This window comes from Streptomyces sp. NBC_00435, from assembly GCF_036014235.1.
Taxonomy (GTDB): Bacteria; Actinomycetota; Actinomycetes; order Streptomycetales; family Streptomycetaceae; genus Streptomyces.
This window is the reverse complement of sequence record NZ_CP107924.1, coordinates 3,323,460-3,343,950: the sequence shown is the minus strand read 5'-3', so window position 1 is coordinate 3,343,950 and position 20,491 is coordinate 3,323,460. Positions and strand designations below refer to the sequence as shown.

At 73.1% G+C, this 20,491-nt stretch carries 16 protein-coding genes and 1 pseudogene; 12 read left to right on the top strand and 5 right to left on the bottom strand.

Going from position 1 to position 20,491, the window contains the following annotated elements; all coding sequences use genetic code 11:
- Positions 1-41 precede the first annotated feature (41 nt).
- On the bottom strand, positions 42-1,139 hold the full coding sequence (locus tag OG389_RS15305) for an SGNH/GDSL hydrolase family protein (protein WP_328299037.1): 1,098 nt from the start codon (positions 1,137-1,139) through the stop codon (positions 42-44).
- Positions 1,140-1,296: 157 nt separating this feature from the next.
- Here OG389_RS15305 and OG389_RS15300 point away from each other — a divergent pair, with 157 nt between their 5' ends.
- Entirely contained in the window at positions 1,297-2,682 is a 1,386-nt protein-coding gene (locus OG389_RS15300) for a cystathionine beta-synthase (RefSeq protein ID WP_328303801.1), read from the top strand.
- Between the two features lie 350 nt (positions 2,683-3,032).
- Here OG389_RS15300 and OG389_RS15295 read toward each other — a convergent pair whose 3' ends face one another.
- Positions 3,033-3,416 carry a hypothetical protein gene (locus OG389_RS15295; RefSeq protein ID WP_328299036.1) on the bottom strand — a complete coding sequence of 128 codons (384 nt, stop codon included), beginning with the start codon at positions 3,414-3,416 and terminating at the stop codon, positions 3,033-3,035.
- Between the two features lie 117 nt (positions 3,417-3,533).
- On the opposite strand from OG389_RS15295, the pseudogene OG389_RS15290 reads away from it, so the two are divergent.
- Positions 3,534-4,513 (top strand): annotated as a pseudogene (locus OG389_RS15290) (IS5 family transposase).
- On the opposite strand, the gene OG389_RS15285 reads toward OG389_RS15290, so the two are convergent.
- Positions 4,514-5,764: an MFS transporter gene (locus OG389_RS15285; RefSeq protein WP_328299035.1), complete on the bottom strand. Its 1,251-nt coding sequence runs from the start codon at positions 5,762-5,764 to the stop codon at positions 4,514-4,516. It abuts the pseudogene before it with no gap.
- 241 nt (positions 5,765-6,005) lie between these two features.
- On the opposite strand from OG389_RS15285, the gene OG389_RS15280 reads away from it, so the two are divergent.
- Positions 6,006-6,848 carry a MurR/RpiR family transcriptional regulator gene (locus tag OG389_RS15280; RefSeq protein WP_328299034.1) on the top strand — a complete coding sequence of 281 codons (843 nt, stop codon included), beginning with the start codon at positions 6,006-6,008 and terminating at the stop codon, positions 6,846-6,848.
- A gap of 10 nt (positions 6,849-6,858) precedes the next feature.
- Here the strand turns inward: OG389_RS15280 and OG389_RS15275 are convergent, their stop codons facing one another.
- The gene (locus tag OG389_RS15275) at positions 6,859-8,022 is read right to left on the bottom strand and encodes an FAD-dependent oxidoreductase (RefSeq protein WP_328299033.1); all 1,164 of its coding nucleotides are present in this window, start codon (positions 8,020-8,022) and stop codon (positions 6,859-6,861) included.
- 108 nt (positions 8,023-8,130) lie between these two features.
- Between OG389_RS15275 and OG389_RS15270 the strand changes: the two genes are divergently transcribed.
- Complete coding sequence (locus OG389_RS15270; protein ID WP_443059431.1) at positions 8,131-8,742, top strand: TetR/AcrR family transcriptional regulator; 612 nt, start codon at positions 8,131-8,133, stop codon at positions 8,740-8,742.
- Between the two features lie 237 nt (positions 8,743-8,979).
- On the opposite strand, the gene OG389_RS15265 is transcribed toward OG389_RS15270, so the two are convergent.
- On the bottom strand, positions 8,980-10,392 hold the full coding sequence (locus tag OG389_RS15265; protein WP_328299031.1) for a diaminopimelate decarboxylase: 1,413 nt from the start codon (positions 10,390-10,392) through the stop codon (positions 8,980-8,982).
- 104 nt (positions 10,393-10,496) lie between these two features.
- Here OG389_RS15265 and hutU point away from each other — a divergent pair, with 104 nt between their 5' ends.
- From hutU to OG389_RS15225, 8 genes are all read left to right on the top strand, one after another.
- Positions 10,497-12,161, top strand: a complete 1,665-nt coding sequence (gene hutU / locus OG389_RS15260) for a urocanate hydratase (protein ID WP_328299030.1) — start codon at positions 10,497-10,499, stop codon at positions 12,159-12,161.
- A gap of 35 nt (positions 12,162-12,196) precedes the next feature.
- A complete protein-coding gene (locus OG389_RS15255; RefSeq protein WP_328303799.1) occupies positions 12,197-13,387 on the top strand; it encodes an allantoate amidohydrolase in 1,191 nt (396 codons plus the stop codon).
- Positions 13,378-14,724 (top strand): formimidoylglutamate deiminase, encoded by a 1,347-nt coding sequence (locus OG389_RS15250; protein ID WP_328299029.1) that lies wholly within the window; start codon positions 13,378-13,380, stop codon positions 14,722-14,724. Before OG389_RS15255 ends, OG389_RS15250 begins: the two co-directional genes overlap by 10 nt.
- Positions 14,725-14,778: 54 nt before the next feature.
- Positions 14,779-15,957, top strand: coding sequence for an imidazolonepropionase (gene hutI / locus OG389_RS15245; protein ID WP_328299028.1), 1,179 nt, complete (start codon positions 14,779-14,781; stop codon positions 15,955-15,957).
- Between the two features lie 155 nt (positions 15,958-16,112).
- On the top strand, positions 16,113-16,796 hold the full coding sequence (locus tag OG389_RS15240) for an LPXTG cell wall anchor domain-containing protein (RefSeq protein ID WP_328299027.1): 684 nt from the start codon (positions 16,113-16,115) through the stop codon (positions 16,794-16,796).
- Positions 16,797-16,813: 17 nt separating this feature from the next.
- Positions 16,814-17,830 (top strand): hypothetical protein, encoded by a 1,017-nt coding sequence (locus OG389_RS15235; protein ID WP_328299026.1) that lies wholly within the window; start codon positions 16,814-16,816, stop codon positions 17,828-17,830.
- A gap of 20 nt (positions 17,831-17,850) precedes the next feature.
- Entirely contained in the window at positions 17,851-19,020 is a 1,170-nt protein-coding gene (locus tag OG389_RS15230; RefSeq protein ID WP_328299025.1) for a hypothetical protein, read from the top strand.
- Positions 19,017-20,312, top strand: coding sequence for a hypothetical protein (locus OG389_RS15225; RefSeq protein WP_328299024.1), 1,296 nt, complete (start codon positions 19,017-19,019; stop codon positions 20,310-20,312). The genes OG389_RS15230 and OG389_RS15225 overlap by 4 nt, the downstream gene beginning before the upstream one ends.
- The last annotated feature ends 179 nt before the right edge of the window (positions 20,313-20,491 follow it).

Below are 20,491 nucleotides of genomic sequence, written 5' to 3'. Positions count from 1 at the left end.
ACCGGGACCGCATGCGAAGTTACCGCCCCGTACCGTCGAGGTCACTGCCCTTGCGATGTGACTCCGGTCGCTCTGGCCCCGCCCCCGGCCACCGTCCCGGACGGCTTCCCGCCGGTCCCCGCCGCCGCGGCCGTCCCACCGCCCGCCGCGGCCCCGTGCGTGAGGTCCTCGCCGGGCACCCGGCGCCTGCGCCGGTACTTGAGCAGGGCCCACGGGCCGCGGGCTCCCGTGACCTCCGTGCCCGCCTGCCCCGCCGCCGCCGAGGCGGCCTTGGCCACCGGGAGCATGTCCTCGTTGCGCGACACGTCCAGCCGGTCCGACTCGGGCCAGACGCCCAAGGCCGCGCACAGGGTCGGCAGCACGGCCATCGCGGCGGTCGCGTACCCCTCCGCGGACGGGTGGTAGGAGTCCGGGCCGAACATCTCGCGCGGGTTCGCCGCGAACTCCGCGCCCATCAGGTCGCCGATCGAGACGGTACGGGCGCCCAGCGCGAGCACCCCGATCGTCTGGGCGGCGGCCAGCTGGCGCGAGACCCGGCGGGCCAGCCACCGCAGCGGCTGGTAGACCGGCTCGATGGTGCCCAGGTCCGGGCAGGTGCCGACCACGACCTCGGAGCCCGCGAGCCGCAGCCGACGTACGGCTGAGGTCAGCAGCCGCACGGACTGGGTCGGCGGCATCCGGCGGGTCACGTCATTGGCGCCGATCATGATCACGCACACGTCGGGGGCCGGACCGTCACCGTCCAGCAGCAGCCCCGTCTGCCGGTCCAGGTCGTCCGACATGGCACCCGACAACGCCACGTTGCGCAGCTCCACCGGCCGTTCCGCCACCGCCGCCAGCCCCGAGGCGAGCAGCGCGCCCGGGGTCTGCCTCGCCCGCCGCACCCCCAGCCCGGCCGCCGTCGAGTCACCCAGCATGCCCAGGCGCAGCGGGCCCGGACTCAGCTCGGGCCCGCCGAACTCGCTCCCGTACAGCCCGTCCGCGCGCGGCGGGTCCGGCAGGCCGGTGCCCACCGTCCGCTTCGCGAACTGCATCTCCGCCACGACCAGCCCCACCGCGGCGGCCCCGACGAGCCCGAGCCCGCCCCCGCCGTACGCCGCGCCCGCCGCGATACGGCGGGCCGTTCTCGCTCTGGACACCCTTCAAGCCACCTCCTCGGTCCCTCGGCCGGATCTTTCCTCTGTCACTCGGTCCTGCTGACCTACCTGCCCCGTAGTGCGGGTCGGCCAATCCCTTTCCGCTTAGTCTGGCGGTGCCTCCCGGAGAACCCGTGGAGTCCCCTCCTTGGAGAACATGGTGCAATTCCACGACTCGATGATCAGCCTCGTCGGCAACACCCCGCTGGTGAAGCTCAACCGTGTGACCGAAGGCCTGCAGGCCACCGTCCTTGCCAAGGTCGAGTACTTCAACCCCGGCGGATCCGTGAAGGACCGGATCGCCATCCGGATGATCGAGGCCGCCGAACAGAGCGGAGCGCTCAAGCCCGGTGGCACCATCGTGGAGCCCACGAGCGGCAACACGGGTGTAGGACTCGCCATCGTGGCCCAGCAGAAGGGCTACAAGTGCATCTTCGTCTGCCCTGACAAGGTCTCGGCGGACAAGATCAACGTCATGCGCGCGTACGGCGCCGAGGTCGTGGTCTGCCCGACCGCCGTCGACCCCGAGCACCCGGACTCGTACTACAACGTGTCCGACCGCCTCGTGCGCGAGACGCCCGGCGCCTGGAAGCCGGACCAGTACAGCAACCCGAACAACTCGCGCTCCCACTACGAGACCACCGGTCCCGAGCTCTGGGAGCAGACCGCCGGGAAGATCACCCACTTCGTGGCCGGCGTCGGCACGGGCGGCACGATCTCCGGCACCGGCCGGTACCTCAAGGAGGCGTCCGGCGGCCAGGTGAAGATCATCGGCGCGGACCCCGAGGGCTCGGTCTACTCCGGCGGTTCGGGCCGTCCGTACCTCGTCGAGGGCGTCGGCGAGGACTTCTGGCCGACCGCCTACGACCCCAACGTGACGGACGAGATCATCGCGGTGTCCGACAAGGACTCCTTCCAGATGACCCGCCGCCTCGCCAAGGAGGAGGGCCTTCTCGTCGGCGGCTCCTGCGGCATGGCGGTCGTCGCCGCGCTGCGGGCGGCCGAGGGCCTGGGCCCGGACGACGTGGTCGTCGTCCTGCTCCCGGACAGCGGGCGCGGTTACATCAGCAAGATCTTCAACGACGAGTGGATGGCCGGGCACGGCTTCCTGGAGGACGCGGGCCCCTCGGCCCGGATCCGTGACGTGCTCGCGGACAAGGCGGGCGGCATCCCCTCCCTGGTCCACATGCACCCGGAGGAGACCGTCGGCGAGGCCATCGAGGTGCTGCGCGAGTACGGCGTCTCGCAGATGCCGATCGTCAAGCCGGGAGCGGGTCACCCCGACGTGATGGCGGCCGAGGTCATCGGTTCCGTGGTCGAGAAGGAGCTGCTGGCGGCGCTGTTCGCGCAGCACGCGTCCCTCACCGACCCGCTGGAGAAGCACATGAGCGCGCCGCTGCCGCAGGTCGGCTCCGGCGAGCCGGTGTCCGAGCTGATGGCGGTGCTCGGCGAGGCCGACGCGGCGATCGTGCTGGTCGAGGGCAAGCCGACCGGTGTGGTGAGCCGTCAGGACCTGCTCGCGTTCCTGGCGAAGGGCGCCAAGTAGCCGGTACGGGGCCGCGCGCGGGCGTCGCGCAAACGGTACGGGCCCGACACGTGACGGCAGCACCGGCTTAACACGGCTCCGGCACAGTGGTGGTTGTCGGCAGGGAAGTCCGGGAGACCGGCACCCGGCCGGCGCCACGAACGGCGTCGATGCACCTCCGGAGCGGCTCCCGGACCGCGTTGGACGCCACGGACGCGTGGACGGCCCTGACCCGGCCCGTGTCCTGCGCGGGGACCGCCGTCGTCCCGCCCCCGGGAAACCGGGGTGCGGCGGTCCCCGCGCCTAATCCTTTTCCGCGCGCCACTCGCACGGCTCGGCCCCGGCGGGCCGGTTCGGCCCGGCCCGGCGGGTCAGTCCAGGGAGCCCGGCTCTGGGCTCCGGCGGCGGCGGAACTTCGCCGCGTGGACGTAGTTGACGCCCAGGATGCCGAGCCAGGCGACGACCAGGCCGCTGAGGTGGGCCTGGGCGGCGCCGATCGCCGAGAGCGGGATCGCCAGCACCAGCGTGATGATCGCGAAGCCGAAGCGTTCGCCGAAGTTGCCGTCCGGGGAATCCGCCGTGGTCCGGGGACCGCCGCGGGCCGCGGTGAGGCGTTCCTCCGCGAGGCGCCGGCGGACCTGCGTGTCGACCTTCTCCACGAACGAGTCCACCAGCGCGGCCTCGTACTCCGGCCCCAGCTCCCGCCGGGCGTCGAGCGTGGCGGAGAGTTCCTTCTTCAGCTCTTGGGACTCCATGCGGTCACCCTAGGAACCCCCGCCCGTGCCGGCACTGGGGCTAGGGCCTGTGTGATGTCGTGATCAACTGCTGGGTTCTGCCCTCTTCAAGGGGTCGATTCCGGTAGGACTGTGGTGGTGACGCGTAGGCAACTGACCCATGCCCAGTGGAAGTTCATCGAGCCGTATCTGCCGATCGGTAGGTACGGTCCGTATCCGGAGCGGTTGCGGGAGCAGTTCGAGGGTGTGATCTGGCGGTTCCGCTCCAGTGGTCAGTGGCGGGAGATGCCTGCCGAGTTCGGTTCCTGGGCCACTGTCTACGGGCGCTTCCGCGTGTGGCGGGACGCCGGTGTGTTCACGGCCCTGCTGGAGGGCTTGATCGCCGAGGGTGCCCGGGCGGGCAGGACGGATTTGTCGCTGGTCAGCGTGGACTCCACCACGGTCCGCGCTCACCACGATGCCGCGGGGATGCGCGTCAGCAAGCACCTGATGAAGGCCCTGGAGGAAGCCGTGGAGGAGCAGGTGACGGCCCGGCAAAAGGGGGCGGCGCGGAGGAACAGAACGGACTGGACGAACGTCGGCGCATCCGGCGCCGACGCAGGCTCCGCCTGAAGGAAGCCCTGCTCGGCCGGTCCCGGGGCGGCCTTACGAGCAAGATTCATCTCGCTGTGGACCGCCGGTGTCGTCCGCTGGCGCTGGTCCTGACTGCCGGGCAGGCCGGGGACAGCCCGCAGTTCGTCCCCGTGCTCGCGAAGGTGCGAGTCCGCCTGCCGGTCGGCCGTCCCCGCACGACGCCTGGTGCGGTCGCCGCGGATAAGGCGTACTCGTCCCGCGGCAACCGCGCCTACCTGCGCAAACGCGGAATCAAGGCCGTCATCCCGGAGAAGAAGGACCAGGCCGCCAACCGCAGGAAGAAGGGCGCACGAGGCGGCCGGCCCGTCAGCCACGACGCCGACCTCTACAAGGAACGGAACACCGTCGAGCGCCTGATCAACAAGCTGAAAGCCTGGCGAGGCATCGCCACCCGCTACGACAAAACCCCAGGCAGCTACCTCGCCGGCCTCCACCTCCGCGCCGCAATGATCTGGATCGACGACCTCCTCAAAACCGCCGACTGATCACAACCCCACACACGCCCTAGCCCCCGTATCGCGCCGCACGAGCGTGCGGACGGGCCGTACGAGGACCAGCGCGAGGGCGCAGCCGAGGCCGACCAGGGCGCCGCCGAGCAGCAGTGGGCGGACGCCGAACAGGGCGCTGGCGGGGCCGGAGAGGACCTGCCCGACGGGGATGGCGAGGATCGAGCCGCCGACCTCGTACGCGGTCACCCGGTTGAGCCGGTCCTGCGGGATCTGGGTCTGCACCGTGGTGGACCACTGGACGCCCCAGAAGGCCCAGCCGACGCCGCTGACCGCGTAGCCGAGCATGAGCAGCGGCACGGCGGGGACCAGGGCCGCCGCCAGCGGCATCATCGGGAACAAGCACATCGCGAAGCCGCCGCCGAGCAGCGGACGGGCCGGGCGCAGCCGGATCGCGACGAGGCCGCCGAGTACGCAGCCGGCTCCGAACGCGCCCTCGGCGTACCCGAAGGCCGCTTTGCCGTGTTCGGTGATGATGGAGGACGCGCCGAGCGGGGTGAGCGGTCCCCAGACGAAGACGCCGAGCACCCACCAGATCAGGATGACGGCCCAGAGCCAGGACCGGGAGCGGAACTCCTCCCAGCCCTCCTTCAGGTTGGCGAGCGTGGATTCCGACCGGTCGGGCACGAAGCGGGGCAGCCGCAGCGCCAGCAGGCAGATCGCGCTGACCGCGAAGGTGGTGGCGTCGATCACGAACACCCAGGCCGTCGAGGTGGCGGCGACGAGCACGCCCGCGAGCGCCGGACCGGCCATGGTGGACATCCCCTCGCACACCCGCAGGACCCCGTTGGCCTGCGTGGGGTCGGCGGACACCTGGGGCACCAGGCTGTTGGTGCCCGGCTGGAACATCGCGGTGGCGATGCCGCCGAGGACCGATCCGCCGATGACGAACCACAGGGTGGGGTGGCCGAGCCAGAGGTAGAGGGCGAAGGAGCCCTGGGCCAGGCACCGGACCGCGTCGGCGCCGATCATCTGCGGCAGGGGGTGGAACCGGTCCGCGAAGACCCCGCCGAAGACGACGAAGAGGGCGAAGGACCCCATCCACGCGCCGAGCGCGTACCCGATGCCGCTCACCCCGTAGCCGAGGGAGATCATGGCGACGGCCATGGCGACGGGCATCATCGTGTCGCCCAGCATCGAGACGATGCGGGCGGTGAAGAAGAGGCCGAAGTTCCTGGTCCAGAGGCGGGTGCCGGGCAACGGTGGGGCGGAGACGGACGAAGACACCATGGTGCAGCCAATTCGCTTGGATTTGGGGGGTGTTGGCCGGGCGGATCGCGGTGGCCGGCACTTGAGGATCAAGGGCGGGCTGTCGGTCGTCAAGCGAATTGCGGGAGGCTCGGGGCGAGGCTCCGGGCGGGGTCCGGAGGTCTCGGACCGCGGGCGCGGCTTGCCGTCCTGCATAAGCGCATGCAGAGTGCTCGGTGACTGAATATCCCACCGGGGGACGGACGGGACGGAGGGGAACGGGATGAGCGAGAGCCCTGCGGCGCGGCTGCAGAAGCTGTTCGAGGGACACCGGCTGACGCCGACCCAGCGGCGCATCGCGCACTGCATGGTGCGCGGGGCGGCGGAGGTGCCGTTCCTGTCGAGCGTGGAGCTCGCCGAGCTGGCCGGCGTGAGCCAGCCCTCGGTGACCCGGTTCGCGGTGGCGCTGGGCTTCGACGGCTATCCGGCGCTCCGCCGCCACCTGCGCGAGGTGGCCCCCGCCGAACGGGCCGGGGCCGGGGACACGGACTCGTACAACGAGTACCAGCAGGCGGTGCAGGGGGAGATCGAGAACCTGCGCCAGCTGTCCGCGATGCTCGCCGACCCGGCGCCCGTGCGGGAGGCGGGGCGGCTGCTGGCCGGGTCGAGTCCGCTGCCCGTACTGGGGCTGCGCGCGGCCTCCTCGCAGGCGCGCGGGTTCGCGTACTTCGCGGCGAAGGTCCATCCGGACGTACGGCTGCTCGACGAGGGCGGCTCGATGCTCGCCGACCGGATCGACGCGGCCGTCGCGGCCGGGGCCTCGGCCCTGCTGTGCTTCGCGCTGCCCCGGCATCCGAAGGAGGTCGCCGAGGCGCTGGACCACGCGCGGGCGGCCGGGCTGACCGTGGTGACGGTCGCCGACTCGGCCTTCGCTCCGGTGGCCCGCCATTCGGACCTGCTGATCCCCGCCCCGGTCGGGACCGGGCTGGCCTTCGACACCGCGTGCGCGCCGATGCTGTTGGGGCGGGTGCTGCTGGAGGCGATGGCGGACGCCCTGCCGGACGCTCAGGCGCGGCTGGAGGCCTTCGATGCGCGGGCCGCGGCGCGCGGGCTGTTCGTCGAGTAGCCGGGGCGGGTCAGCGGTAGTCGAGCTCCGCCAGCTCGGTGGCCAGGCGCCGTTGCAGGGCCGGGATCCGGGCGAGGAGCGGGAGCAGGGTGTTGCGCGCGGCGCGCAGGGCCGGGCTGCGGGTGGTGGCGATACGGGTCATCCGGTCGGTCAGCGCCACCACGCGCAGGGCGACGGGCCGGCGGGTGGCCTCGTAGGCGTCGAGGGCGGTGCCCACGGTGCCCGTGCCCGTGCCCGCGTCGGCGAGGGCGCGGCCGAGGGCGTAGCCGTCCTGGATGCCGGTGTTCATGCCCTGGCCGCCGGCCGGGCTGTGTACGTGCGCGGCGTCGCCCGCGAGCAGCAGGCGGCCCGCGCGGTAGCGGTCCGCGACCCGGTGGTGGATCCGGAACCGCGATGACCAGGCGACGTCGGTGACCTTGGCCATGCCGGGGGCCCGGGCGTCCAGCAGGGCCCGGACGAAGGGGAGGTCCGGCTCGGCGGGGGCGTCGGCGACGGTGCAGACCACGCGGTAGCGCCCGGAGGGCAGCGGGGCCACCACGGTGAGGCCGGCCGCGCCGAAGGAGAGGGAGACCTCCTGGGGGCCCGGGGCCCATTCCATGGCCACGTCGGCGAGGACGAAGGACTCCTCGTAGGCGCTCCCGGCGAACCCGATCCCGGCTGCCTCGCGGACGGTGCTGTGCATGCCGTCCGCGCCGACGGCGTAGGCGGCGCGCAGCGTCTCACCGGTGGCGGTGGTGAGGGTGACCCCGGCGGAACCGGGGTCCTGCGTGACGGAGGTGACCTCGTACGGGCGGTGGACGTCGCCGCCGAGGGCGCGCAGGCGCTCCAGCAGTACGGCCTCGGTCTGGTCCTGGGGAACCATCAGGGCGTACGAGTGGGCCGTCGGCAGGCCTTCGAAGGTGACGGCGGCGAGGGGGCGCGCGCCGTCGCGCATCTGGAACCGGGTCACGGTCCGGCCGCGGCGGATCAGCTCGGCCGCGGCGGCCGGGTCGAGCTCGTCGAGGACCTCCAGGGTGCGGGCGTGGACCACGGCGGCGCGGGAGGTACCGGCGCCTTCGGCCTGCCGGTCGAGGAGGACGAAGTCGATGCCGGCCCTGGCGAGGGTCAGGGCGAGGGTGAGGCCGGTGGGGCCCGCGCCGACGATGGCGACGTGGGTGGTGGCGGGGAGCGGCATCGAGTTCTCCTCCGGTATGCCAACGGCTGTTGGCCAACGGTTGTTGGTAAAAGGATGCGGCGGTCGCGATGTGATGTCAACGACCGTTGGCCTACAGTTGTTGGCATGATGAGAAACGCGGAGCGGGACGGAGCGCCGGACCAGGCGCCGGACCAGGCGCCGGACGGGGCGGGCAGGGGAGCGCAGACCAAGGCGGCGATCCTGCGGGCGGCGCGGGACCGGTTCGCCGCGCAGGGGTACGAGCGGACCACGATCCGCGGCGTCGCGGCGGACGCGGGTATCGACCCGTCGATGGTGATGCGGTACTTCGGCAACAAGGAGCGGCTCTTCGACGCGGCCCTCGCGGTGGACCTGCGGCTGCCGGACCTGGCGGCGGTTCCGGCGGGGGAGCTGGCAGAGGTGCTCGTACAGCACTTCGTGGAGCGGTGGGAGGGCGATCCGGCGGATGACGCGCTGCTGGTCCTGCTGCGCTCCGCGGTGACCAATGAGGCGGCGGCGGCGCGGATGCGGGAGGTCTTCGCGACGCAGGTCGCGCCGGCGCTGGCGGCCGCCATCGGCCCCGAGCGGGCGGCCCGCGCGGCCGGCCTGGTCTCCGCCCAGCTGCTGGGCCTGGCCCTGACCCGCTACCTGCTGCGCCTCCCCGCGGTGACGTCCCTCCCGCCGCGGGCGGTGATCGAGGGCCTGACCCCCGCCCTCGCGGCCACCCTCCTGCTCCCCTGACTCCGGCCGACGCGCATGGCCGCCCGGGCTGAACCCCCGTGGCCCCGCCCCGCCCCGCACCCCGCACCCCGCGCCCCGCGCCTCTCGCCGGCGGGGCCGGATGGTGGCCGGCGTCGGCTTGCACGTGCGGGATGCGAGCGTGCGTGAGCGGCTCAGCCGGGGGTGGAGCACCGGGCGGGGAGTGACGGAATGCCTGGGCGGAGTCAGGGGAGGCGGCGGCCGCGGCGCGAGCGGCGATTACAGCAGGGAGTCCCGGGAGTCGGCGCCCGCTTCCGCGGCGATCGCGGACAGCGGCTGCGCCCCTCGGGCCAGGGCGAAGCGGACCTCGCCCGCCGGGGAGACGGTGAAGCCGTGCACCGCCGGCCTCGGCAGGCTGTTGTACCCGTAGTGGGCGGTGAAGGCGTACGCCCCCGTGTCGGGGACGGCGATCAGGTCCCCGGGGGACAGCAGCGGCAGCTCCCGCGCGGCGGCGAGGAGGTCCCCCGCGAAACAGGCGGGCCCCGCGACGTCCTGGGCGACCCCCGTCCCCGTCAGCGGGGCGCCCCCGGCGTCGTAGGGCACGATCCGCAGCGGCCAGGCCGCCGGCGCGTAGACCGTACGGGTGGCCACCTGGACCCCCGCGTGCGTCAGCGCGATCGCCCGCCCGCCGGTCGTCTTCGTGTACTCCACGCGTGACAGCACCAGCCCGTGCTTGGCCGTCAGTGCCCGCCCGAACTCCGTGACCAGCCCGTACGCGCCCGAGAAGAGCCCGGGGACGGCCGCGCGGAGGGCCGACACATACTCGGCGAACGTCGGCGTGACCTCGTCCGACGCGAAGTTCACCGGCAGTCCGCCGCCGATGTCCAGGGTGTCGACCTGCCGCCGACCGGCCGCCGCGTTGATCTCCTCGGCCAGGGCGTACAGCTCCCGCACTCCTTCGGCGATCAGCGGCAGCGGCACCCCCTGGGAGCCCGAATGGGTGTGCAGCCGGGTGAGCCACGGCCGCTCCAGGTACGCCCGTACGAGCCATTCGCGCGCGCCCGGATCACGCAGGCCGACGCCGAACTTCGAGGTGGCCGTGGCGGTGGAGAGGGCGCCGATGCTGCCCGCGCCGGTCTGCGGATTGATCCGTACGCCGATCGGGGAAGCGATCGGGGAAGCGATCGGGGACGTCACGGACGCCGGCGCCGCGGCCGCCGCACCCGCCGCCGCGACCAGCACGTCCAGGCGTTCCAGCTCCTGGCGGTTGTCGGCGTTGACCGCGATGCCCAGCGCGAGGGCCTCCCGCAGCTCGGCGGCCGTCTTGGCGGGGGAGTCGAGGACGGTGCGCTCCGGCGGGACCCCGGCCGCGCGGGCCAGGGCCAGTTCGCCGGGGCTGGCCACCTCGCAGCCCAGCCCGGCGTCGGCGAGCAGCCGCAGCACCGGGACGAGCGGCGCGGCCTTGACGGCGAAGGCGTGCAGGACGGGGGTGTCAGGGGCGCCGGCCTCGGCGAAGGCCTCCGCGAAGGCGCTGGTCAGGGCGGACGCGGAGGCGCGGATGCCGGCCACGTCGAGCAGGCAGACCAGCGGCTGGTCCTCGCTGGTCAGGCCCTGCCGGACGGCGGCCCGCACGGCGAGGTCGCGCCGCCGGGCCGGCCCGGCGGCGGTGTGCGCGCGCGTTTCGTCTGCCATGTCCGTCAGTCCACCACCCGGCGCGTTCGCCCGCAGCTGTTGACTGAATCTATTCAGGGAGCAAGTATGTGAATGGATTAACCAACACCGGAGGAGGCACCGCCATGTCAGGACCCCGCCCCGTACGTGCCGCACGAGGTACCGAGCTGAGCACCCTGGGATGGCAGCAGGAGGCCGCGCTGCGGATGCTCCAGAACAACCTCGACCCCGAGGTCGCCGAGCACCCCGACAAGCTCGTCGTCTACGGCGGCACCGGCAAGGCGGCCCGCGACTGGCGCTCGTACGACGCCATGGTCCGCACCCTGCAGACCCTCAAGCAGGACGAGACGATGCTCGTCCAGTCCGGCCGCCCGGTCGGCGTGATGCAGACGCACGAATGGGCGCCGCGCGTCCTGCTCGCCAACTCCAACCTCGTCGGCGACTGGGCCAACTGGGAGGAGTTCCGCCGCCTGGAGAACCTGGGCCTCACCATGTACGGCCAGATGACGGCCGGTTCGTGGATCTACATCGGCACCCAGGGCATCCTCCAGGGCACCTACGAGACCTTCGCCGCCGTCGCGGCCAAGAAGTTCAACGGGACCCTCGCCGGCACCATCACCCTCACCGCCGGCCTCGGCGGCATGGGCGGCGCCCAGCCGCTGGCCGTGACGATGAACGACGGCGTCGCGATCTGCATCGACGTCGACCCGCGCGCCATCGACCGCCGCATCGAGCACCGCTACCTCGACGTCAAGGCCGACAACCTGCGCCACGCCCTCCAGCTGGCCTCCGAGGCCCGCGACGCCCGCAAGCCGCTCTCCATCGGCCTCCTCGGCAACGCCGCCGAACTGCTCCCGCAGATGCTCGCCGAGGGCGCCCCGATCGACATCGTGACGGACCAGACCTCCGCCCACGACCCGCTCGCCTACCTGCCGGTCGGCGTCGACTTCGACGACATGGCGGCCTACGCGGCCAAGGACCCGGCCGGGTTCACCACGCGGGCCCGCGAGTCGATGGCCACGCACGTCGAGGCCATGGTCGGCTTCATGGACGCCGGTGCCGAAGTCTTCGACTACGGCAACTCCATCCGCGGCGAGGCCCAGCTGGCCGGCTACGACCGCGCCTTCGCCTTCCCCGGTTTCGTCCCCGCCTACATCCGGCCGCTGTTCTGCGAGGGCAAGGGCCCCTTCCGCTGGGCGGCCCTGTCCGGCGAGGCCTCGGACATCCACAAGACCGACAAGGCCATGCTGGAGCTCTTCCCGGAGAACGAGTCCCTCCACCGCTGGATCAAGATGGCCGGCGAGCGCGTCCACTTCCAGGGCCTGCCCGCGCGCATCTGCTGGCTCGGCTACGGCGAGCGCGACAAGGCCGGCGAGCGCTTCAACGAGATGGTGGCCGACGGCACGCTGGCCGCGCCGCTGGTCATCGGCCGAGACCACCTGGACTGCGGTTCGGTGGCCTCCCCGTACCGCGAGACCGAGGCCATGCTCGACGGCTCCGACGCGATCGCCGACTGGCCGCTGCTCAACGCCATGGTCAACGTGGCCTCCGGCGCCTCCTGGGTCTCCATCCACCACGGCGGCGGCGTCGGCATGGGCCGCTCCATCCACGCGGGCCAGGTCACGGTCGCCGACGGCACGAAGCTCGCGGGCGAGAAGATCCGCCGCGTGCTGACCAACGACCCGGGCATGGGCGTCATCCGCCACGTCGACGCCGGCTACGACATCGCCGAGACGGTCGCCGACGAGCGCGACGTCCGCATCCCGATGCGCGAAGGCGACCAGGCGTGACCCAGGAAGCCGCCGCCGGAGCCTCGTTCCACGAGATGTGGGCCGAGCTCCGGCCCATCGGCCGGGACCAGGGCAGCGGCGGCTACCGCCGCTACGCCTGGACCGGCGCCGACGCCGACTGCCGCACCTGGTTCCAGGCGCAGGCCGAGGCGCGCGGGCTCGCGTACGAGACCGACCGCAACGGCAACCAGTGGGCCTGGCTCGGTGACCCCCTGGCCGGGGACGCCGTCGTCACCGGCTCCCACCTGGACTCCGTCCCCGACGGCGGGGCCTTCGACGGCCCCCTCGGGGTGGTGTCCTCCTTCGCGGCCCTGGACGAACTCCGCAAGAGGGGAGCGGAGTTCTCCAGGCCGTTGGCCATCACCAACTTCGGTGACGAGGAAGGGGCCCGCTTCGGGCTCGCCTGCGTCGGCTCCCGGCTCAGCGCCGGGCAGCTGACCCGGGAGAAGGCCTACGAACTCCGCGACGCGGACGGCGTGCGCCTGCCGGAGGCCATGGAGGCGGCCGGGTACGACCCGGGGACCATCGGGGCCGACCCCGAACGCCTCGCCCGCATCGGCGCCTTCGTCGAACTGCACGTGGAACAGGGCCGGGCCCTGGACCTGTCCGGGGACCGGGTCGGCATCGCCTCCGCGATCTGGCCGCACGGCCGCTGGCGCTTCGACTTCCGCGGCGAGGCCAACCATGCGGGCACCACCCGCCTGGTGGACCGCCGCGACCCGATGCTCACCTACGCGCAGACCGTGCTCGCTGCCCGCGCGGAGGCCGCCCTCGCCGGGGCGGTGGCCACCTTCGGGAAGATCTCGGTGGAGCCCAACGGGGTCAACGCCATCCCCTCCCTCGTACGCGGCTGGCTCGACTCCCGCGCCGCCGACCAGGCCACCCTCGACACGGTCGTGACCGCGATCGAGAAGGCCGCCCGCGAGCGCGCGGACCAGGACGGGATCGACCTGGACATCGTCCGGGAGTCCTTCACCCCGGTCGTGGAGTTCGAGCACGCCCTGCGCGACGAGCTCAACCGGATCCTCGGCGGGGCCGTCCCGGTCCTCGGCACGGGTGCGGGACACGACGCCGGAATCCTCTCGGCGGCTGTTCCGACCGCCATGCTGTTCGTGCGCAACCCCACCGGCGTCTCGCACTCCCCGCGGGAGTCCGCCGCGGAGGACGACTGCGTCGCAGGCGTCCTCGCCCTCGCCGACGTACTGGAAGGCCTCGCGTGCCGCTGAAGACGTACTGGCTGGAGCACGCCTGGCTCGGCACCCATGTCGAGCCGGGCGTCACCCTCGAGGCGGCGGACGACGGACGGATCGCCGCCCTGCGGACCGGACCCGGGTCCCAGACCCCGCCCCCGGGCGCGGAGGTCCTGCGCGGACTGACCCTCCCCGGCCTCGCCAACGCGCACAGCCACGCCTTCCACCGGGCCCTGCGCGGGACCGTGCAGGTCGGCTCGGGGACCTTCTGGACCTGGCGCGACTTCATGTACAAGGTCGCCCACAACCTCACCCCCGAGAGCTACTTCGAGCTCGCCCGCGCCGTGTACGCCGAGATGGCACTGGCCGGCATCACCGCCGTGGGCGAGTTCCACTACGTCCACCACGCCCCCGGCGGAGCCCCGTACGCCGAACCCAACGCCATGGGCGAGGCCCTGATCGAGGCCGCCGCCGCGGCCGGCATCCGGATCACGCTCCTGGACACGGCGTACCTGTCGGCGGGCTTCGGCCGGGCTCCGGACCCGCACCAACTGCGCTTCTCCGACGGCACGGCCGAGGCCTGGGCGGAGCGGGTCTCGGCCCTCAAGCCCCGCGAACACGCGCTGATCGGCGCCGCGGTGCACTCGGTGCGCGCCGTACCGGCCGACCAGCTGGCGACGGTGGCCCGCTGGGCCGAGGACCGCCGGGCCCCGCTGCACGTCCACCTCTCGGAGCAGACCGCCGAGAACGACGCCTGCCTGGCCGCCCACGGCCGCACCCCGACGCGGCTGCTGGCGGACCACGGAGTGCTGGGTCCCCGCACCACCGGGGTGCACAACACGCACCTCACCGACGCGGACATCGCCCTCCTGGGCGGGACCACCACCGGTACCTGCATGTGTCCCACCACCGAACGCGACCTCGCGGACGGCATCGGCCCGGCCGTGCGCCTGCAGCGCGCGGGCAGTCCGCTCTCGCTCGGCAGCGACAGCCATGCGGTGATCGACCTGCTCGAAGAGGCCCGGGCGATGGAGCTCAACGAGCGGCTGAGCAGCCGGACCCGCGGCCACTGGACGGCCAACGCCCTGCTCACCGCCGCCACGGCCGACGGGCACGCCGCTCTGGGGTGGTCCGGTGCGGGGCGGCTGGAGCCGGGCGCGCTCGCGGACTTCACCACGATCGTCCTGGACTCCGTACGCACGGCCGGTCCGCTTCCCCGCCTCGGCGCGGAGACGGCGGTCTTCGCTGCGTCGGCCGCCGACATCCGTCACACGGTGGTGGGCGGCCGCCACATCGTCCGCGACGGCGCCCACGCCCTGGTCCCCGACGTCCCGACGGCCCTGGCCGAAGCCATCGCCGCCCTCCGCGCCTGATCCGCCCGCGGCGGGGGAACGAAACCACTCGACCACCCGAGGACCATGACCACCATGACCACCACCGTCATCACGAACATCGGCAGCCTCGTCACCAACGACCCCGACCTCGGCGACGGCACCCCCCTGGGCCTCATCGAGCACGCGGCCGTCGTCATCGAGGACGACAAGATCGCCTGGGTCGGCCCCACCGACAAGGCCCCCCAGGCAGACGGCGCGTACGACGCCCGGGGCCGGGCGGCCATCCCCGGCTTCGTCGACTCCCACTCCCACCTCGTCTTCGCGGGCGACCGCACCGCCGAGTTCAACGCCCGCATGTCCGGCCGCGCCTACTCCGCCGGAGGCATCCGCACCACCGTCGCCGCCACCCGCGCCGCCACCGACGCGGAGCTGGAGGCCAATCTCGTCCGCCACCTCGACGAGGCCCGCCGCCAGGGCACCACCACCTTCGAGACCAAGTCGGGCTACGGCCTCACCGTCGAGGACGAGGCCCGCGCCCTGCGCATCGCCGCCGCGCACACCGAGGAGGTCACCTACCTCGGCGCGCACATCGTCTCCCCGGACTACGCCGACGACCCGGCGGCCTACGTCGACCTCGTCACCGGCGACATGCTGGCGGCCTGCGCCCCGTACGCCCGCTGGGTGGACGTGTTCTGTGAGAAGGGCGCCTTCGACGGCGACCAGGCCCGGGCGATCCTCACCGCCGGCGCCGCCGCCGGGCTGATCCCGCGCGTCCACGCCAACCAGCTCTCGTACGGCCCCGGCGTCCAGCTCGCCGTCGAGCTCGAAGCAGCCTCCGCCGACCACTGCACCCACCTCACCGACGCCGATGTGGACGCCCTGGCGCAGGCGGCCGGCACGACCGTGGCCACGCTGCTGCCCGGTGCGGAGTTCTCCACCCGCGCCCAGTGGCCCGACGCGCGCCGGCTCCTCGACGCGGGCGCCACCGTGGCGCTGTCCACGGACTGCAACCCCGGATCCTCCTACACGAGTTCGATGCCGTTCTGCATCGCCCTCGCCGTCCGCGACATGCGGATGACCCCGGACGAGGCCCTGTGGTCCGCCACCGCCGGCGGCGCACGGGCCCTGCGCCGCACCGACATCGGCACCGTCACCCCCGGCGCGCGTGCGGACCTGGCCCTGCTCGACGCCCCCAGCCACGTCCACCTCGCGTACCGCCCGGGCGTTCCACTGGTCTCCGCCGTCTGGCAGAAGGGCCGCAAGTTGGCCTGAACCAGTCTCAATCGGGACGGCGTCGGTGCGGCTCGGGGGCCGTTGATCCGGCGCTGTCCTGTGTCTTCCCTCCGTAAGGCCCCCGGCGTACCTTGAGCCACCAATCTGATGTGCCGTCAGTAACTTGTGGCCCAAGGTTCGAGGGGAAGACGAAGGTGTCCGACCGGAAACGCTCCACCGTGCTTGCGCTGGCCTCCGCGCTCGCGGGGACGGCGGTACTGCTGGCCGCTCCCGCCGCCAACGCCGCCGTGATCGACGTCCAGTACGACTGCCAGACCCCCATCGGCCCCAAGTCGGCGGTCTCGCCGATCGACATCAAGGCCGTCAAGGAGGGCAACGGGTACAAGCTCACGATGTCCTTCCAGAAGGGCGTCTCCTCCAGCCCCATCGAGCTCGGCAAGGGTGCCATGAGCCCGAGCGCCGTGATCCAGGTGGACGGCGTGGAGAAGGTGTCGGTGCCGGTCTCCGGGCCGCCCAACCCCGAGGCCATTCCGGCCAACCAGCCCATCAAGATCACCGATCTCGCGGGCACCTACACGCCGAAGAAGTCCGGCAAGGTCACCCTGACCGCGAGCACGCTCACGATCAAGGCGATGGGTACGACCACCACCTGCACCCCGGGCAACCACCCCAAGGCGTCCCTCGAACTGGACGTGACGGGCTCCGGGGGCGGCGATCCGGCCACCACCGGCTCCACGGGCTCCACCGGGGACACCCTCCCGCAGACCGGCCCCGAGGACTCCGCCATCGCGCTGGGCACACTCGGAGCCACCGTGCTGCTCTCCGGCGCCGCCGGCGTGCTCTGGCTGACCCGGCGCGGCCAGCGGGCCCGGTCCTGAACGGAGCACACCCGGTCATGCCCGTGCCCCACTCACCCCGAACGTCCGGCGCGCTCCTCCTCGCCACCGTCGCCGCCGCAGCGCTCCACTGCGCGGCGGCGGTCCCGGCCGCCGCCGACGAGACCGGCTGGACCGCCGAGCCCGTGGCCGGGAGCGCGCCGGGGGCGGCGAAGGCCGGGGCCCGCCCGTACTTCTACCTCGCGGGGACCTCCGGCACGGTGCTGGAGGACCGCTTGGCCCTGACCAACACCAGCGACCAGGAGCACACCGTCACCCTGCGCGGCGGTGACGCCTACAACACGGCGGGCGGCGCCTTCGCCGTGCGCTCCGTGAAGGAATCCACCGGCGCCGGGCTCTGGATCAGCTTCGGCGCGGGCGGCACGGTCAGGATCCCGGCGCACACCCGCGCGGTGGTCCCCTTCACCGTCACCCTGCCGCCCGGCTCCCAGCCCGGCGACCACCCGGCCGCCGTCGTCGCCACCGAGGCGGGCCACGAGGTGGGCGTACGGGTCCACCTGCGGGTCGGCGGCCCGGCGCTGGCGGCGCTCACGGTCGAGGACGTGGCCGTACGGGGCAAGGGCGCGGCCGCGCGCGTCGCCTACACCCTGGTCAACCGCGGCAACGTGGCGCTCACCCCCGAACTCTCCATCAGCGCCGAGGGCACCCTCGGCAAGGTCGCGGGCCGCAGCACCCGCGCCCTGCCGGTCGAGGTGCTGCCGGGCCAGCGGGTCGAACTGACCGAACCCTGGCCCGGCGCGCCCGTCTTCGACCGGGTCGGCCTGACCCTCACCGTCACCGCCCCCGGCGGCGCGCGCGCCACGGGCAGCACCTCGGCGTGGTTCGTGCCCTGGGGGATCGCGGGCCGGACCGGCGTCGGGCTGCTCGGCCTCGGCGCCGTCGCGGCGGCCGCGCTGCTGCTCGTACGCAAGCGGCGGACCCGGTCCGGCGGCGGGCCCGGCCCGTCGCCGCACGGGAGCGCCGTACCCGAAGAAGCCCCAGCGCCGGAACACGAGTTGACGGGAGCACCCAGGTGAGAGCCAAGGTGGGAGCCAGGGTGGGAACCAGGGCCGGCGGGACGCACGGCGGCAGGGCCAGGGCCCTGGTCGCCGCGGGATCGGCGGGCCTGGCGGGCGTGCTGGTGTGCGTACTGGCGCTGCTGCCGGCCGCCCCGGCCGCCGCGGACGACGGGGTCAAGCCCGCCGTGGCGCTCTCCCTCAAGGAGGCCGCCAAGGGGACGGAGATCGCCGTCACCGGAACCGGCTGGCGCGCCAAGACCATGGTGATGCTGCTGGTCTGCGGGCAGAACATGATCGGTGGCACCAACAGTTGCGCCAACGCCGACGGCATCGCCGCCTCGGTCGCCGACGACGGGCACTTCTCCGCCCAGCTCCCGGTGGTCGCCCCGCCCAAGCCCTGCCCCTGCGTCGTGAACGTCACCTCCGTCAACGGGGACCAGTCCACGGTCGCGGCCCCGCTGAAGATCACCGACCACCCGGTGGCCGACCTGCCCGCCGAGGGCGGCACGGCCCGCCTCGCGATGCTCACCGGGGTCCAGCTCAAGGGCGAGGACGGGGTGCTGACCTGGTTCGGGGCCCCGCCCAGCCGGAAGTTCACGGTCACCGTGGGCAATCTCGGCTCCGCCCCGGTCACGGACCCGGTCTTCCAGCTCGGCACCGCCCACGGGGTGTTCGCGCCCCTCTGGGAAGAGGTCCGCTGGAAGGGCACCATCCCGCCCGGCGGCAAGGCGGAGGTCTCCCTCGACGCCTCCCTGTCGGCGGGTGCCCACGGCGACTACACGCTCTCCCTCAAGTACGGGGAGACGGTCGTGGCCACGCAGCCCTGGGGCGTGGACCGTCCGTACGGGGTGCTGCTGTTCTGGGGCCTGCTCCTACTGGTGATCCCGGCCGGGATCTTCCGCATCGGGATGGCCGTCGTCGACAAGGTCCGCCCCCGCGAGTCCGGCGGCCGCCACCGGGGACCGCGGCCACTGTCCGACCCGGCGGCGGCCGTGACCGCCAGGCTGCCGAGGATCCCGGCGGTACGGGGGCCCGCGCGGGGTCCCGTACGAGGACCCGGGCCGGGCCGCTCCGAGCCTTCGGACGAACCCCCTCAGACCACCACGGCGGTACTGCCGTGGTTCACCCCGGACAGCGCGCCGGGACCAACCGCACCACAGACGTCCGCACCGTCTGAGAACCGTTCGACGACGAAAGGACACTCGTGAACACCCAACGGAGGGCGAGCGCGGCCGCGGTCGCGCTGCTGCTCGGCGGCGCGGGCATCGCCATGGGGGCCACGCCCGCGCAGGCGGACGTGATCGACGTCCAGTACAAGTGCAAGACGCCCATCGGGGACAAGGAAGCGGTCTCGCCGATCGACATCAAGGCCGTCAAGGAGGGCCTCGGGTACAAGCTGACGATGTCCTTCCAGAAGGGCGTCTCCTCCAGCCCCATCGAGCTCGGCAAGGGCGCGATGACCCCGAGCGCCGTCATCGTCCTGGGCGGCGCCGATCCCGGGTCCGTCCCGGTCTCCGGGCCGGCCAACGCCGATCCCATCCCCGCCAACACGCCCATCAAGATCAGTGACCTCTCGGGCACCTACACGCCCAAGAAGTCCGGCAAGGTCACCTTCACGGCAGGTGTCCTCACGATCAAGGCGATGGGTACCACCACCACCTGCACCCCGGGCAACAGCCCGAAGCCCTCCCTCGAACTCGACGTGACGGCGGGGGGCGGCACCACGCCGCCGACCAGCCCGCCGCCCACCTCCGCACCGCCCACCTCGGCGCCTCCCACGAGCCCGCCGCCGACCTCGGCGCCGCCGAGCAGCCCGCCGCCCACGAGCCCCGGCCCCTCGCCCACGGCGAGCGGCGGCGGCCAGACCGACTTCCCGGGCCAGACCGTCGACGTCTCCTTCGACTGCGGGGCCTTCATCCCCGGTGGCCCGCTGAAGGGCAAGGTGACGATCAACGCGAAGAAGAACGGCGGCAGCTACGACCTGACCGCCACGACCGCCAAGGGCGTGATGAACAGCCCCGCGGACCTTCCGCCGGGAGCCCTCAAGCCCTCGATGGACATCAAGCTCGGCGGCGCCGACAGCGGCATCGTCAAGGTCAGCGGCCCGGGCAACGCCGCTGCGATCAAGGCCGGGGCGCCGGTCAGTCTCAGTGACATGACGGGCAGCTACAAGCCGGGCAAGACCGGCAGGACCACGCTGACCCCGGACAAGCTGACGATCAACGTGGTCATGGCCGAGGGGGTTCCCCCGATCGTGGTGCCCTGCGTCGCGACCGCCAGCGCCGCATCGCTCACGCTCGACACCACCGCCCAGGCGGGCGGCTCCGGCTCGTCCGGCAACTCGGGCACCACCGGCAACACCACGGGCGACCTCGCCCAGACCGGCGCCGGCGACGACGGCGGCATCAAGGCCCTGGGCCTGGTCGCCGGCACGGTGATCCTGCTCGGCGCTGCGGTCTTCACCTTCACCCCGTGGCGCCGCCTGCGCGGCGACCGCTGACCGACCGGAGGCCGTGAGCACAGGACACAGGGCGGTGCGCGTTCCGCTCCCGAGAGGGGCGGGACGTGCGCCGCCTTCGTGCGGGAAGGATCGATATCAGGTCAATTGTGGCGCGAAGCGGTGCATATCGAATTAATTTCTTGTGACCGATCTGCGCGGCGGATAAATTTCCCCATGTC